Source organism: Pseudomonas sp. ES3-33 (assembly GCF_000952175.1).
Taxonomy (GTDB): Bacteria; Pseudomonadota; Gammaproteobacteria; order Pseudomonadales; family Pseudomonadaceae; genus Aquipseudomonas; species Aquipseudomonas gregormendelii.
This window is the reverse complement of record NZ_JZRI01000054.1, coordinates 63,626-78,537: the sequence shown is the minus strand read 5'-3', so window position 1 is coordinate 78,537 and position 14,912 is coordinate 63,626. Positions and strand designations below refer to the sequence as shown.

Here is a 14,912-nt window from a genome sequence, read left to right as displayed (position 1 = left end):
ATGTTAGGTGGCGCGGGGTGGGAGAAAAACGGGGGGGTTGGACAAAGAGTATTGCCGGAGTTTGTATGAATCGAGGATTGCATGACCAGGGCCGGTTACGTGTTTCTTACGTTCCGCTGAAGAATCCCTTCATGAGGCTTACGTGAGAGTCTTCATGAACGGAGTAATTGGCTCAGAATAGCTTCTGATGACCGGAAGCTTTTTTGCCAGGAGCGACCTGTCGCCAATGCACGCTATCGATCCCGAATGATCTGTCAGAGCCGCTGATAGTGATGAGCGCAAGCTTAGGTCGCTCAAACGCTGCCCTCACGTTCGACAACCAGAATCCGCGCTTCTCCACGAGGATGCGCAACGTGCTCACATCCAACCCCTGCGAAGAACACGTCGCCCACCACCAATGTCACGACGCGCTCGATGCCTGATTCGCGATAATGCATATCTACCGTGCCGTCGAGGACGGCGAATACCTCCTCGCCATCATTGACATGCCATTTGTACGGCTGGTCGGTCCAGTGGAGGCGGACGGTGGTTCCACCCATGTTAGCAATGTCGTCAGCGCCCCAGGCGCGACTGGCGGTGAAGTCCTTGCTACGAATAACTCTCATGGATTGTGTTTCTCGAACAGATAGCAAATTTGTCCCAATCTATCAGAACCTTTGACCGTCCACTGCTAACCAAAAAGAAGGCCAATGCGAGATGCACGTTATCGGAAAAGGAACCGGATCTATTGTCCTCCGATTTCGGATCGCCCCAGGTGGTGACATACACGGGATACCGAACTTTTCCGCACGCATTCGCGATGCTCGATGAATGTTGTGCTGCAACATTCCCTGTAGGAGCTGCCGAACGCGGCCCGAGCCTTCGGCAGCTCCTACAAGGCGGCGGTGGCATGAGGCGACGTCTCAACCTGCTCGACACCCTGTTGCGTCCCGGCGGCTTGGGTGACTGTCTGGTGAACGCACAGGAAATCCGGGCTATTGCGTGGCAACGTGCCGCCAGGGAAGCCATCAGCAATCCCGACTTGGCGCGTCTTATGCAGCACCTGGCAGGGCCGACAGACATCCCGCTGGACACACCATCGTCACCCTTGATACTGACCCGAGTGCGCACCAACAAAGGGGAACTGCGATTCCTATCCACCTTTACAACGTTCGGCATGCCGCTCGATATCACCGTGGCCTCATTGCGCATCGAGCACCTCATCCCCGCCGACGCGCATACCTGGCAGAGGATGAAAGAAGCTTACGAACTGTCGTCAGCGGCCGGTGCGGAGACGGCGCATGAATAAACGCGCCGGACACTTCACGCTCACTCCTGCTCCATAAACTCGGCCACCCCTCGATCCTCCCCCAGAAAACCGCCGCTCTGGTGATGCCACAGCCGCGCATAGATGCCGTTCTTAGCGAGCAGTTCGCTGTGAGTGCCCTGCTCGATGATACGGCCGTCATCCATGACAATAAGTCGATCCATGGCTGCGATCGTGGACAGCCGATGGGCGATTGCGATCACGGTCTTGCCTTGCATCATGTCATCGAGGCTTTCCTGAATCGCCACTTCGACTTCCGAGTCCAGTGCACTGGTGGCCTCGTCAAGCAGCAGGATCGGAGCGTTCTTGAGCATCACCCGGGCGATCGCGACGCGCTGGCGCTGGCCGCCCGAAAGCTTGATGCCGCGCTCGCCTACCAGGGTGTCGTAGCCGGTGTGGCCTTGTCGGTCGCTCAGTTGGCTGATGAACTCATCGGCCTGCGCACTGGCCGCAGCACTGCGGATTTGCGCGTCGCTCGCGTCAGGTCGGCCGTAGGCGATATTGTCGCGGATGGAACGGTGCAACAGGGAAGTATCCTGAGTGACCATCCCGATGGCGCTGCGCAAGCTGTCTTGCGTGACGTGTGCGATGTTTTGCCCGTCGATGCAAATCTCTCCTTTGTCGACGTCGTAAAAGCGCAGCAGCAGGTTGATAAGCGTCGACTTCCCTGCCCCGGAGCGGCCAACCAGACCGATTTTTTCGCCCGCGCGGATGTTCAGGCTCAGGCCATCGAGCACCTGGCGCTCGCCGTTGTAGTTGAAGCTGACGTTGTCGAAAGTGACCGCCCCGCCAGAAGTCACCAGCACACCTGCGTCCGGCGCGTCCTGCACCTTGGGGCCGTGGGTCAGTGTGGACATGCCGTCCTGCACGGTGCCGATGCTCTCGAACAGAGAGGTCATTTGCCACATGATCCAGTGCGACATGCCATTGATGCGCAACGCCATGGCGGTGATGGCCGCCACGGCACCGGCGCCGACCTCGCCTTGGTGCCATAGCCACAGGGCATAGCCGCCGGCCGCCATGATCAAGGCCACCACCAATGCCTGGTTGACGATCTCGAACTGGCTGACGAGGCGCATCTGGCGAAAGCCGGTCAGCTTGAAATCCTCCATGGCTGCACGCGCGAAGTGCGCTTCACGATTGGAGTGGGAGAACAGCTTGACCGTCGTGATGTTGGTATAGGCGTCGGAGATACGCCCGGTCATCGAGGAGCGCGCGTGCGCCTGTTCCTGCCCGACTTTGCCCAAACGGGGTACGAAATAGAGCATGGCTAGCCCGAACAGCAGGATCCAGGCAATGAAAGGCAGCATCAGTTTCAGTGCGAAGCCGCCGGCCAGCGCAATGATCGCGATGAAGTACACGCCGATTCCCGGGACGATCTCAATAAGGGTGAACAGCACGTCGCGCACAGCCAGCGCAGTCTGCATCACCTTGGTGGTGACCCGGCCGGAAAACTCATCGGAAAAGAACGACAGGCTCTGCCGCAGCATCAGGCGGTGGAAGTCCCAACGCAGCCGCAACGGCAGGTTGATCGCCAATATCTGGTGCTGCACCATGGTGCGCAACGCCACCAATGCAACACTGGTCACCATTACGATGCCCATGCCCCACAGCACGCGACTTTCCTGGGCCGCGGCATCACCGCCGGCTTTCCAGGTCGAGAGCAGATCCACGACCTGGCCGAGGAAAGAAAACAGCCAGGCTTCGTAGATCGACACACCGGCACTCAGCAGCGCAAACGCCAGAATATAACCGCGCGCCCCCCGCGTGCATGCCCACAGGAACCGCGCCAGCCCCGCGGGTGGCGGTGGTACCTCGTCGGGAGGAAAAGGGTCGAGCCTTCGTTCAAATGCACGAAGCATGGTGGTCTCCAAAAGAATCAGGTTCGGGAGATTCTGCCATTGAACGGTAGCCTTGAGGGTTTCAAGCGGCGGACATTAGCCTGCCTTGATCAAATCCACCTTCCATCAAAGCTGTTTTCGCGATGTGAAAAAGGCCGACACTGCCGCCAGCACCAGCAAGATGGCGCTAGCGAGAAATGTCAGGCGATAGCCGCTTGCGTCGAACAGCAGCCCGCCGAGGGTGGAGCCCAGCGCGATGAATAGCTGAATGACGGCCACCATCAGGCCGCCACCGGCTTCCGCGTCCCTGGGCAATGCCTTGGCCAGCCATGACCACCACCCCACCGGTGCCGCCGTTGCGATCAGGCCCCACAGACCCAGCAATACAAACGCTGCCACGACTCCGTCGCCGAGGACAATCAAGGACAGTGCAATGGCGGCCATCAACAGTGGAATGCAGACCAGTACCCGGTACATTCCGGCTTTCAGGAATGTGCCGATCACAAGGGTCCCGACAAAACCCGCCACTCCGATGACCAGCAGGATCATCGACAACAGGGAGACATCTACACCCGTGATACTTTCCAGGAACGGGCGCAGATAGGTGAACAACACAAATTGCCCCATGAAGAACAGGCCCACACTCAACATGCCGAAACTGACCAATGGCTTTTTGAACAATCGAAAGACATTGCCAGCACCCGCTTCGCGCGGCGCCGCCGGCATGGCTGGCAGGCTGATCCATTGCCAGATCAACGCGATGATCGCGACCGGAATCAGGCACAAAAAAGCGCCCCGCCAACCGATGACACTGCCCAGATAGCTTCCCAGCGGTGCGGCCACTACGGTTGCCAACGCATTGCCACCGTTGAAGATCGCCAGAGCCTTGGGCACGCTATGGGAAGGCACCAGGCGCATGGCCATTGCCGCCGACATCGACCAGAACCCGCCGATCACCACGCCGATCAGCGCACGCCCCATCATGTACACCGTATAGTTTGGCGCCAGGCCCACCACCAGCCCCGAAATACACATCATCCCGGTCAGTAGCAGCAATAGCGTCTTGCGGTCCAGCGAGCCTGCCAGCCTGGAAATCGAAAGGCTGGTCAGCACCGCGAAAGCGCCGGATATGGCGATCCCGTAACCGGCCAGCCCTTCACTGATTTGCAGGTCCGAAGCAATCGGCGTAAGCAAGCTGACAGGCATGAATTCCGAGGCAATCAGCGCGAATACGCACAGTGTCATCGCAAAAATGCCACTCCAGCAGGCCGGCTGTTCGCCAGTCCCAGGCCGGGCTGAGACATCACCTTCCGGGGTGTCGAATACTTGAGCCGTCATGCAAAAACCTCTCATCCAAACGTTGTGGGGTGCAGCCCTGCCCGGTTAGCCAACCACCGTCAGCTGCCGGGTAAAAAAGGCGTTGAGCCGGGTCCAGGGAATCAAGTCCACGCGGTCATACCGATGCACCTGACCCGCACCGGCCATCCAAGCCATCGCCCGTAGGTGACATAGCTTGACTGATCGGGAATATCTTGATTAGTAGTCATAATCTTCATGCGGTTTTGAGAAAAATTCAGTAATGGCCAACACCAAAGTCAACGACCTGCAGGCTTTTTTGGCAGTAGCGCGAGATCAGAGCTTCACGAAAGCCGCCGCCAAACTGGGCGTCTCGCCTTCTGCGCTAAGCCATACGATCCGCGCACTTGAACAAAGACTGGGGATACGACTGCTGGCCCGTACGACACGCAATGTGGCGCCCACGGAGGCGGGGGAACGGTTGATGCGCTCGATTGCCCCGCTCTTTGACCAGATTACCGCCGAGCTTGAAGCGCTGGGCGAGCTGCGGGACAAGCCCAGTGGCACGATTCGTATTTCCTGTACTGACGATCAGATTGAATTGTGCGTGCGGCCGATGCTTGCAGAATTCCTGACGTGCTACCCGGATATCACGCTGGAGTTCTACGTCGACTATGGCTTCACCAACGTGGTCGAGGAGCGATTTGATGCCGGCATCCGAATGGGCGAATCGATCAGCAAAGACATGATCGCCGTTCGCATAGGCCCGGATTGGCGGTTGGCCGTGGTGGGTTCTCCAGAATACTTCGCCCGCAACCCGGCTCCCACAACCCCCCATGAGTTGACCAGACATAAATGCGTGAACATCCGCCACCGACCATCCGGGGCGATCTACGCCTGGGAATTCGAAAACAATGGCAAGGCTTTTACGGTCAAGGTCGACGGCCAACTGGTGTTCAACAGCATCATGCATGTACTCAACGCAGCCGCCGATGGCATTGGCTTGGCCTACGTACCCGAAGAACTGGTTGCACCGTACCTGGCCGACGGCCGACTCCAGGAGGTCCTGGCCGACTGGTGCCCTGAGTTCCAGGGCTACCATTTGTACTATCCCAACAGACGCCAGACGTCTGCAGCGTTTTCTGCATTGGTGGAAGCGTTGAGGTACAGAAGCTGACCTAACGAAGTCATACGACCTCTACAGCTTTGCCAAAGCACTAGAAAAATTCAACTTAGCTCAATCCTAAAGCCTTCATCGCTCAAAAACTCTCTTGCCCGGCCTGGCTGAATACGGTACAAATCGAAGCAGTTGTACGACAACATAATAAAAACCCACGAGCCATCCCGAGTTGGCCTGTCACCCTTCGAGATCTGCCATGCCCCGCCCTGCCCTTGCCCAAACCCTACCGGCGCCTTTCCCCCGCCATCTCGCCGTGATCATTCTGTTGTGCATGGGCTGTGCGTTCGCCGGCAACCATGTGGCGGCACGGGTCGCTTTCGATGATGGCGCGGGTGTGTTGCTGGCGATTTTGCTGCGTTCTGGCGGGACCTTGCTGGTACTCGCCATCCTGGTGCTGTGGCAAAAACAGAGTCTGCGTCTGCCGGCAGGTGCCTGGCGCTGGCAATTGCTGTTGGGCCTCCTGATTACCGCGCAGAGCCTGTGCCTGTACTCGGCTGTCGCGCGGGTGCCGGTGGCACTGGCGCTGCTGGTGGCAAACGTGTTCCCCATCCTGCTGGCGTTGCTTACATGGGCAATGGGCGGCCCGCGACCAACCGCGCGCACCGCTATGTTGATGGGTTTGATTCTGGTGGGGCTGGTGTTTGTGCTCGACGTCCCCGGGCGCCTTTCGACCACCAGCGACGTCAGCCCGGAATGGCTCCTGGGCGTCGCACTCGCGTTCTGCGCCGCCAGCGTATTCGCCTGCGCGTTGTGGATCACCGACCACAAATTGGCGCAGGTACGTGGTTCGGTGCGCAGTCTGTTGACCATTTTTATCGTCTTCAGCAGCGTCAATCTGGCGGGCCTGACCGGCGCCCTGCCAGGCGGACTGAACCTGCCCGCAACCTCGACCGGATGGCTGGCCCTCGCCACTCTGGTGGTGCTTTATGGCACCGGTTTTATCGTGCTGTTCATTTCAGTGCCTCGACTGAACATGCCACGCAATGCGCCGGTCATGAACATCGAGCCGTTGGCAACGCTGCTGATGGGCTGGATTGTGCTGGATCAAATGCTCAGCGCGGGGCAGGTGCTGGGAGGGGTGATTGTGGTCACCGGCATCGTTTTGCTGACTTATCGCATGACCGGCGCGCCAAAGTAGGCATCGTCATTACAGGAATGAAAACTCAATATTGCGTAGAAAATAAACCGACTACGCTAAACAGGTCACCATCACGTCGCTACAGGGGACATGGGAATGACCGCCAAAACAGCGCATCCCTGCTCAACCTGGGTCATACCCTCCCTGCTCGCCATTAACCTGGCGCTGACTGCCGGTTGTTCCGGCAGAACCACCACGGCTCGCTACGCGGCTTCGAACGTCGGTTCAAGTTGCTATGCCAAGGCCTTGCCCACGGCCGGCGAAGGCGGCCTGGCGTGGGGGGCTACCCTGAGCATCGCCCGGCAGAAGTCGCTGAATAACTGCGCTCGTTATGCCGGACGATCAGGCGGCACGCCCAGGACCTGCAAGGTGGTCTTGTCGGAGTGCCGGAATTGATGCATCAGGGAGTTGGGGGTGGCGGCAGGTTTTGCCAGGCCGGTCAGCTCAACGCCAGCAGCTCCCGCGCCTTGGCGATCACCAGGTCAATATTGAACGGCTTTTCCAGCACCGCATCGAACAGGTCCGAGCGCTGCATGCCGATGTGGGCCTGGGCACCGCTGATCAGGATGATCGGCAATTGACTGGCCACCGGCAGTGCCCGAACCGCCTTGGCAAATTCGAGGCCGTCCATCACCGGCATCATGAAGTCGGTAATGACCAGCGAAGGACGCTCGCGCTCCAGCACCTCAAGCCCTTTTTGGCCATTGCTGGCCTTTACTACCATGAACCCCTCATCCTCCAGCGCGTAGCCGAGGATATCAGCGATCAAGTACTCGTCGTCGACGACCAGGATGGTGGTCATGTCAATTCAACCCGACTCACAGACTTAGGAAATTGAACCGGGCAACGCAGAATCATTGGGGACTGCCGTTGCATGTCGTGAGGCCTTTTTCAGTTCGACGCCGTGTTCATGGATAACCACTTCAAGAAGCGAGGGGTCATAGCCGCTGTCTCGTACCTTGAGAATCGAAAGCAGTCGTCGAAGTTCAGACTGGGTCTCGAAGAAACGCATCAGCATCAGGTTATCGACGATGCTCGACAGGTCCGGCGTCGGCGCACTGACCTCGGAACCGAACAGGTCACGCATCTCCCACGAGGCGAATACCGTCACGCCCCGGGCGCGCAGTTCGCTCATCAGGGCGCTGTAGAAATCAGTGATCCGCGCCGGCGTGGTCGACACCCGTGCCAGACCACTGAGGCTATCGATAAACACGCGCTTGATGCCCTTCTGCTCGACGATGCTCAGCAGGCGTGCACCCAGGCTGTCGATCAAGCCCTCGGTGGTGGGCTGCCAGGCAATGCTGAGCGCGCCACTTTCTTCCATGCCCTTGATGTCGATACCCAACGACTGGCCCTTGAGCCGCAGCCGTTGCGGACTTTCATAAAAACCGAAATGCAGGCCGGGGGCGTCCACCGTCGATTCAGCAAGAAACTTGAGGCCCAGGGTGGTTTTGCCGACCCCCGAAGGGCCCATCACCAAGGTCACGGAGGAACTGTGCAACCCGCCGCCGATCAGACCGTCAAGCGCACCAATGCCGCTGGGGATGCGCGTCAGGTCTGCGCTGTCGGGCATGGACGGATGGCTGTAGAGGCTTTCCAAACGTGGATAGACGACCAGGCCGTCATCGGTGATTTCGCATTCGTGCAGGCCGGTAAGCGCGCCGCTGCCCCGGGTCTTGCGCATCTGGATGCGCCGCACGGAACGGGTGCCGAACAGCTCTTCACCGATCTCAATGACGCCATCGACCATGGTGTGCTCGGGGCTGCCGTCATCCAGCCGGGAGCTGGTGAGGAACAGCACGGTGCAACCAGCGAAGGCGGCGTGGCCTTGCAGCTCGGAGATGAATTTTTTCGTGTCGATGGGTGAGTCGGCCTTGGAGCGCGCATTGAGCAAGCCGTCGACCACCAGCACCGTGGCCTTCTGTCGGCTGATTTCACGCCGCAGCAGTTTGACCACTTCGTCCAGGCCTTCGTTTTCCAGGGTGTCGAAAGCGCTGACAAACTGAATCTCGGCGCCGACCCGGGCCGGCTCGAAGAAGCTCAGGGTCGAGAGAAACTGAAACAGGCGATCATGGGATTCGGCCAGCAACGTGGCGACCAGGACCCGGCCGCCATTGCGCGCATGATGAAACCCGAGCTGGTTGGCGAGGATGGTTTTACCAGAGCCCGGGCGTCCTTGAATGATGTAGGACGAACCCGCGACAAGCCCACCCTTGAGCAGAGCATCAAGCCCCTCGATTCCGCTTTGAAGGCGTTTTAGCTTTTCCACAATGAAACCCTGATCTGAACTACAGGCCATCGGCCGAAGGTCTACGATGCTAACGCCATTTTCCGATTCGGGCTATCCACTCGCTCGCTTAGGCACACGGTAAATACAAGGTGAAGGCACTGCCCTGGCCCAGGCAACTGTCCACGCGTATCTCGCCACCAGACTGCTTGGCAAACCCGAACACCTGGCTCAAGCCCAGGCCGGTGCCCTGGCCAACGGTCTTAGTCGTGAAAAAAGGTTCGAAAATCCTTTCGAGACAAAACGGCGCAATGCCCGAGCCGTTGTCGCTGACAGCGATGGCAATGAAGTTGCCGTCGATGGCAGGGTCACCCCGGGTAGCCGGAATACGCTCGGCTGCGGTCACGCTGATGACCATTTCACCCTGGCCGTGCATGGCTTCAATGGCGTTGTTGGCCAGGTTGAGCAGCGCCACTTCGAACTGGCCTGGATCAGCGAGAATCGCACAGAATTGTTCAGGCAAATCGATGACTACGTTGATGCCCGGCCCAACCTGCAACGTAATGGCGTCGGCGATGGCCGTGACACTGGCGTTCACATCCAGCGCCGACGGATTGAGCGCCTGGCGGCGCGCAAATGACAGCAACTGACCGGTGAGGCTGCTGCCTCTTTCCACGGCCTCGGAAATCGCTTCGACCAGGCGCAGACGGCGTTCCTCGGAACTGCCAGGGCGCTTGAGCAAGTCACAGGAGGACCGGATAACGGTCAACAGGTTGTTGAAGTCATGGGCAAAGCGTCCGGTCAAGCGCCCCACGGCCTCCATCTTCTGCGACTGACGCAATTGCTCCGTGCGCACCTGCACCTGATGCTCAAGGGACGCGGCCAAATCGCGCAGATCATCCCGGGCACGGCAGCGTTCGGTTGCCATGCGCGTGCGTTCGGCGACTTCGCGAATCAGCGCCAGCTCATCATCCGACCAGTCGCGAACCTCGCAATGGTTGAGGTAGAGCAGCGCCACCGGCCGGCCTTTCTCGGTGATGGGCATATTGATAAACGACTGGGCGCTGATCGCCTTGAGCTGCTGGGCACTGTCACGAGTTCGCGGGTCCTCGCCGACATCGCGCACCACCACGGTCTCGCTCTTTTTCAGGTCTTCGATGTAGCTGCCGTATTCGCGAAAACTCAAGACGCCAGCCAGGGTTTCAATCCCCGGCGCGTTCCAGTCGCGCTCAATCGTGATGGTCTCGGCCACCGGGTCGATGGTGCCGTAGCCGACCCGGCTGACCTGCAATGTGCGCCCGAGTATTTCCGCTGCCGCATAGGCTAACGCGGGCGTGTCATCCAGGTCGCGAATCCGCTCGCCTATCTCTATAAGGGCGAGCCGATGGGTGTCGTAGGCCAGGAAGCCAGCGCCGGCGCCTGGTAAGTGATTAGTTGGCATGTTGAGTCCGGCTCGTTGTGAGACTGCCCTTCGTGCACCGGGCAACGTCGTCTTGTGTAAAGCCAACCTTTGCTTTTTGCCCACCTGACGGCGAGCGCAAAATTGCTCCCCTATGGGCGATGGATTGCAATCCACGGCAAAAGGTTTCAAATTTTTATGTTGAGTATCATTTTACTCAGGTGGATGCCTGCTGCTCGCGCAGGAACACCTCCAGCTCCGGGACCGGCAAGGGCCGGCTGAACAGGTAACCCTGCACCTGGTCACAACCGTTTTCCGTGAGGAATGCCAGCTGCTCGGGGGTCTCTACCCCCTCGGCGATGACCTGCAGATCAAGGCTGTGAGCCAGCTCGATAATGGTCCGGGCAATCGCGGCGTCCTGGGGGTTGCTGGTCACCTCGCGGATGAAGGCGATGTCGATCTTCAGTTTGTCGATCGGGAATCGCCGCAGGTAAGCAAGGCTGGAATAACCGGTGCCAAAGTCGTCGATGGAAACCTTGACCCCAAGTTGTTTGAGCGTTTGCAGGCTGGCGATGGTGTGGGCGGTATTTTCCATCAGCGAGCTTTCGGTCAGCTCGATTTCCAGCCAGCGTGGTTCAATCTGGTTGTCGATCAGGGCCTGGCGGATGCTGGCGATCAGGTCGCCCTCGATGATCTGCTGGCCGGACACGTTGACCGCCACCTGCAACGGCCCCTGCCCGGCACGTTGCCACTCGGCCATTTTCTGACAGACCCGGGTGATCACCCAGTTACCCACCTCGGTAATCAGCCCCATGCTTTCCAGGATAGGTACGAACACCGCAGGGGACACATTGGCCTGCCCCGGCCGCGGCCAGCGCAACAGGGCTTCAAGCCCGCACACCGCGCCGTCTTCCAGGTCGATCTTGGGCTGGTAGAACAGTTCGAATGCCTGCTGTTGCACGGCTTCGCGCAGGGCGTTTTCCATCTCCTGGCGCGCCGAGGCTTCCACGTTCATTTGCGCGGTATAAAACCGGTAGGTATCGCGGCCGATCTTCTTCGCCCGGTGCCTGGCGGTGTTGGCCTGCTTGATCAGACTCTGGGCATCGGCGGCGTCGTTGGGGTACAGGGAAATACCGATACTGGCGGTCATCGACGTGTCCTGGCCGTCGAGCTGAAACGGCAGGCGCAGCACTTCACGGATGCGCTCGACGGTTTGCAGCGGGTCCGCCTGGCCCTGGCGGAGCATAAGGATCAGGGCGAATTCGTCACCGTGCAAGCGCCCCAAGGTATCGCTGACGTTGAGGCAGCCAGTCAGGCGCTGAGCCAGCTCAGCCAGCATCTGGTCACCCAGCAGGTGGCCCCAGGTTTCATTGACGTTGTTGAAATCGTCCAGATCAACCGTCACCACGGCCAACTGCCAATCGCTGAGCACCGCCTGGGTGAGCCCCATCTCCAGTGTGGTAAAAAACAGATTGCGGTTGGGCAGGCCGGTCAAGGTGTCGTAGTGGGCCATTTGCAGCATGCGCTGGTCGTTTTCCTTGCGCTGGGTAATGTCGCGCGCGATACCGACAATGATCCAGTCGTCGCCGGTCTTGTAGGCCTGGCGATGGACTTCCACCTCCAGGTAACTGCCGTCCTTGCAACGGATGCGCGACTCCGCAGGCTCGAGCGGCCCTGCGCCGGCGATGATCTGATCATACAAGCCCTTGAGCTCTTCAATGGTTTGATCGCTGAGGTCCGCAGGTGTCATGCGCAGGAGCTCTTCAGGGGTGTAACCCAGCACCTGGCAGGCCCGCCGGTTGAATTCGATAAGCTGCATGCTGCTGCGGTTGACCAGGAAAATCGCGTCCCCCGAGGCATCCATCGCCGAGCGAAAGCGCTCCAGGTCGATGGTGCGCTGCTGCAGCTGCTCTTCGAGCATCAGGCTGTGGCTTTTGAGGTAGTCGCCGAACGCCTTGAGCCGCAGCAGGTTGCGCACCCGCAGCCACAATTCGGCGCTTTCCACCGGCTTGCTGAGAAAGTCTTCAGCCCCCGCCTCCAGGCCCGATATACGCGCACTGTGCTCCCCCAAAGCCGAGAGCATGATGATCGGAATGTTCGAGGTGGCCTTGTCGGTTTTCAGGTGGCGGGCGACTTCGTAGCCGTCCATGCCCGGCATCATGATATCGAGCAGGATCAGGTCGGGCGGCTGTTGCGCAATCATCGCGAGGGCCTCTTCCCCCGAACTGGCGGTTTGTGTCTGATAACCCTGATTCTGCAGCAGGATCTGCAGCAGTTTGCGCACATGGGTTTCATCGTCGACGATCAACAGGGTTGCGGCAGTGTCGGACATGGAGAGAGCTCAGGTAGAGGGCTGTTGAGGCAGAGTGTTTTGCAGCAACGTGTCGATGACCCGGTAGAGCTCCTTGTAACGTAGTGGTTTGATAATGTACGCATTGCAACCCGCCAGGCGGGTCTTTTCCTCGTCTTCCTTCATGGCCATGGCGGTGAGCGCCACCACCGGAATGGCCGCCGTCGCCGCGTCCTTCTTGAGCAGCGAGGTGGCCTTGAGGCCATCCATGCCCGGCAGCTGGATATCCATCAGGATGAGCGCAGGCTGCCGTTCGCGTGCCAGCTTCAGGCCGGTTTCCGCATCAGCCGCGCAAATGACGCTGTGACCGGCACTGGTGAGCAGCAACCGGGCCAGGCGCATATTGGCGGCGTTGTCTTCGACGATCAGGATTTCAGCCACGGCGCCTCCACAATTGTTGTTCCACGGATGGGCAACCAGGACACGAAACGAGCCCCTGCCCCTTCGCGGCTGGCAACCGCGACACTGCCACCCTGCAGCTCGGTCAATTGCTTGACCATCGCCAGGCCCAGGCCAGTGCCCTCGAATTTACGGGCCAGGCTGCTGTCGATCTGGCTGAAGGCCTTGAACAGCTTGTCCATGTCCGCCTGGGCGATACCAATGCCGGTATCGCTGACACTCAGTTGCAGAAACTGCTCATGCTCGCTGGACGGCACCTCAAAGCCATGCACGGGCCAGTCGCCTTCAATGATCCCGACCTGTTCGCGCGTAACCTGCTTGACCGCCAGCGTGACCACGCCTTCAGCGGTGCTGAACTTCACCGCGTTGGCCAGCAGGTTGTAGACGATCTGCTTGGTCTTGCGCAGGTCCAGCTCGAAGGTGCCCAGGTCGTCGTCGGTTTCCAGTTTCAGCTGAATACGTTGCAGGGCCGCCTTTTCGCGCACGATCAGCAAACTGTTGCTCAGCAGGCCTTGCAGCTCGACGGGTTCGAGCTCCAGGGCCATCATCCCGGCTTCGACCTTGGACAGGTCGAGAATGTCATTGATCAGCGACAGCAGGTGCTGGCCGCTGGTAAAGATGTCGCTGATGTACTCGCGCTGGGTGTCGGTCATGTCACCCACCATGCCGTCCTTGAGCGCTTCGGAAAAACCGATCACGGCGTTCAACGGAGTGCGCAGTTCGTGGGACATGGTCGCCAGGAACTCCGACTTCATCAGGCTGGCATGTTCGAGTTCGACGTTTTTCTCTTCCAGCGTGCGCTCGAAGCGCTTGCGCTCGGTGACGTCACGGGCGGCGGCAAATACGCCCTGCAGCTTGCGATCGCGGTCGTGGAAGGTCGCCGCGTTATAGGACACCACGGTTTCGGTGCCGTCGTAGGCACGCACCGTCAGTTCATAGTCGCTGACCTTGTTTTCGCTTAGCACGCGCTTGATGGCCGCATCGGCACGCGCAGGGTCGGTGAAGAAGTTTCGGCATGGCGCGCCGATCAACTCGTCCCGGGTGCGCCCGGTCAGCGCCATCATCTGCTTGTTGACGTCGGAGATGATCCCCTGGGGATTGGTCATCATCAGCGCATCGATGTTCGACTCGATCAGCGAGCGGGTATAGAACTGCTGGTCGCGCAGGCGCTGATCGAGCAAGGCCTGGGTGGCTTCTTCCTGCTTGCGTGCGGTGTTGTCAGTACCGATCAACAGGTAACCGATGATGACTTCGGCGCTGTCGCGCAATGAAGTCACCGAGACCATTGCCGAGAGGCGGCTGCCGTCCTTGCGGATGTAGGTCAGCTCATAGATATCTTCGATGCCCCGGGAAGCCTTGAATACCAGCGCGTCGAAGCCCGGCGTGATTTCGGTCTTGAGTTCCAGGCTGAGGGCTGCGGCGCGGGTGATCAGCTCGGCAGGGTCGGAAATGTCCGCCGGAGTGATCTTGTCGACCACATCCTCTGACAGGTACCCAAGCATGCGCTCGGCACCCACGTTGAAGATCTGGATCACGCCTTTTTCGTCGGTAGCGATGCTGGAGAAATAAGCGCTGTTGAAAATCGCGTCTTGCAGGGCACCGGTCTTGAGCAGGCTTTTCTGCCTTCGAAACTCGACAATCTTCTCGGCGCGAGACTGGGGTTCGGAGGGTGGACGATCTACCGGCGGGTTTTCCATGGAATGGTTTTCCGTTAACTCGCAAACCTGACCGTGATGACGGTGCCGTAAAGCGTGCTTACGGAAAATCGCCCGAATG

The 14,912-nt window shown here is 59.5% G+C and carries 12 protein-coding genes and 1 pseudogene; 4 read left to right on the top strand and 9 right to left on the bottom strand.

What is annotated here, in order from left to right; all coding sequences use genetic code 11:
* Positions 1-293 precede the first annotated feature (293 nt).
* Complete coding sequence (locus UB23_RS09325; RefSeq protein ID WP_045059058.1) at positions 294-605, bottom strand: cupin; 312 nt, start codon at positions 603-605, stop codon at positions 294-296.
* 296 nt (positions 606-901) lie between these two features.
* Here UB23_RS09325 and UB23_RS09320 point away from each other — a divergent pair.
* Positions 902-1,288, top strand: a pseudogene (locus UB23_RS09320) (helix-turn-helix domain-containing protein); the annotation flags it as partial.
* A gap of 20 nt (positions 1,289-1,308) precedes the next feature.
* On the opposite strand, the gene UB23_RS09315 reads toward UB23_RS09320, so the two are convergent.
* Positions 1,309-3,168 carry an ABC transporter ATP-binding protein gene (locus tag UB23_RS09315; protein ID WP_045059057.1) on the bottom strand — a complete coding sequence of 620 codons (1,860 nt, stop codon included), beginning with the start codon at positions 3,166-3,168 and terminating at the stop codon, positions 1,309-1,311.
* 105 nt (positions 3,169-3,273) lie between these two features.
* The gene (locus UB23_RS09310; protein WP_045059056.1) at positions 3,274-4,485 is read right to left on the bottom strand and encodes an MFS transporter; all 1,212 of its coding nucleotides are present in this window, start codon (positions 4,483-4,485) and stop codon (positions 3,274-3,276) included.
* Between the two features lie 241 nt (positions 4,486-4,726).
* Between UB23_RS09310 and UB23_RS09305 the strand changes: the two genes are divergently transcribed.
* The 3 genes from UB23_RS09305 (at position 4,727) to UB23_RS28420 (ending at position 7,157) form a co-directional block, all read left to right on the top strand.
* The gene (locus tag UB23_RS09305; RefSeq protein ID WP_045059055.1) at positions 4,727-5,620 is read left to right on the top strand and encodes a LysR family transcriptional regulator; all 894 of its coding nucleotides are present in this window, start codon (positions 4,727-4,729) and stop codon (positions 5,618-5,620) included.
* Between the two features lie 199 nt (positions 5,621-5,819).
* Positions 5,820-6,761, top strand: a complete 942-nt coding sequence (locus tag UB23_RS09300; RefSeq protein WP_045059054.1) for an EamA family transporter — start codon at positions 5,820-5,822, stop codon at positions 6,759-6,761.
* Positions 6,762-6,857: 96 nt separating this feature from the next.
* On the top strand, positions 6,858-7,157 hold the full coding sequence (locus UB23_RS28420; RefSeq protein WP_082069160.1) for a hypothetical protein: 300 nt from the start codon (positions 6,858-6,860) through the stop codon (positions 7,155-7,157).
* 43 nt (positions 7,158-7,200) lie between these two features.
* Here the strand turns inward: UB23_RS28420 and UB23_RS09295 are convergent, their stop codons facing one another.
* The 6 genes from UB23_RS09295 to UB23_RS09270 form a co-directional block, all read right to left on the bottom strand.
* On the bottom strand, positions 7,201-7,563 hold the full coding sequence (locus UB23_RS09295; protein ID WP_045059053.1) for a response regulator: 363 nt from the start codon (positions 7,561-7,563) through the stop codon (positions 7,201-7,203).
* 24 nt (positions 7,564-7,587) lie between these two features.
* The gene (locus tag UB23_RS09290; protein ID WP_045059064.1) at positions 7,588-9,030 is read right to left on the bottom strand and encodes an ATPase domain-containing protein; all 1,443 of its coding nucleotides are present in this window, start codon (positions 9,028-9,030) and stop codon (positions 7,588-7,590) included.
* Positions 9,031-9,118: 88 nt separating this feature from the next.
* A complete protein-coding gene (locus tag UB23_RS09285; protein ID WP_052672982.1) occupies positions 9,119-10,429 on the bottom strand; it encodes a sensor histidine kinase in 1,311 nt (436 codons plus the stop codon).
* 175 nt (positions 10,430-10,604) lie between these two features.
* On the bottom strand, positions 10,605-12,719 hold the full coding sequence (locus UB23_RS09280) for an EAL domain-containing response regulator (protein WP_045059052.1): 2,115 nt from the start codon (positions 12,717-12,719) through the stop codon (positions 10,605-10,607).
* Positions 12,720-12,728: 9 nt separating this feature from the next.
* Positions 12,729-13,118 (bottom strand): response regulator, encoded by a 390-nt coding sequence (locus tag UB23_RS09275; protein ID WP_045059062.1) that lies wholly within the window; start codon positions 13,116-13,118, stop codon positions 12,729-12,731.
* The gene (locus UB23_RS09270; protein ID WP_045059051.1) at positions 13,103-14,833 is read right to left on the bottom strand and encodes a PAS domain-containing sensor histidine kinase; all 1,731 of its coding nucleotides are present in this window, start codon (positions 14,831-14,833) and stop codon (positions 13,103-13,105) included. Before UB23_RS09270 ends, UB23_RS09275 begins: the two co-directional genes overlap by 16 nt.
* Positions 14,834-14,912 lie beyond the last annotated feature (79 nt).

Bases quoted from the DNA above. Each gene is read 5' to 3' on its own strand.
- UB23_RS09310 (WP_045059056.1), bottom strand. From the start codon at position 4,485: ATGACGGCTCAAGTATTCGACACCCCGGAAGGTGATGTCTCAGCCCGG.
- UB23_RS09280 (WP_045059052.1), bottom strand. From the start codon at position 12,719: ATGTCCGACACTGCCGCAACCCTGTTGATCGTCGACGATGAAACCCAT.
- UB23_RS09285 (WP_052672982.1), bottom strand. From the start codon at position 10,429: ATGCCAACTAATCACTTACCAGGCGCCGGCGCTGGCTTCCTGGCCTAC.
- UB23_RS09270 (WP_045059051.1), bottom strand. From the start codon at position 14,833: ATGGAAAACCCGCCGGTAGATCGTCCACCCTCCGAACCCCAGTCTCGC.
- UB23_RS09300 (WP_045059054.1), top strand. From the start codon at position 5,820: ATGCCCCGCCCTGCCCTTGCCCAAACCCTACCGGCGCCTTTCCCCCGC.
- UB23_RS09305 (WP_045059055.1), top strand. From the start codon at position 4,727: ATGGCCAACACCAAAGTCAACGACCTGCAGGCTTTTTTGGCAGTAGCG.
- UB23_RS09315 (WP_045059057.1), bottom strand. From the start codon at position 3,168: ATGCTTCGTGCATTTGAACGAAGGCTCGACCCTTTTCCTCCCGACGAG.
- UB23_RS09295 (WP_045059053.1), bottom strand. From the start codon at position 7,563: ATGACCACCATCCTGGTCGTCGACGACGAGTACTTGATCGCTGATATC.
- UB23_RS28420 (WP_082069160.1), top strand. From the start codon at position 6,858: ATGACCGCCAAAACAGCGCATCCCTGCTCAACCTGGGTCATACCCTCC.
- UB23_RS09325 (WP_045059058.1), bottom strand. From the start codon at position 605: ATGAGAGTTATTCGTAGCAAGGACTTCACCGCCAGTCGCGCCTGGGGC.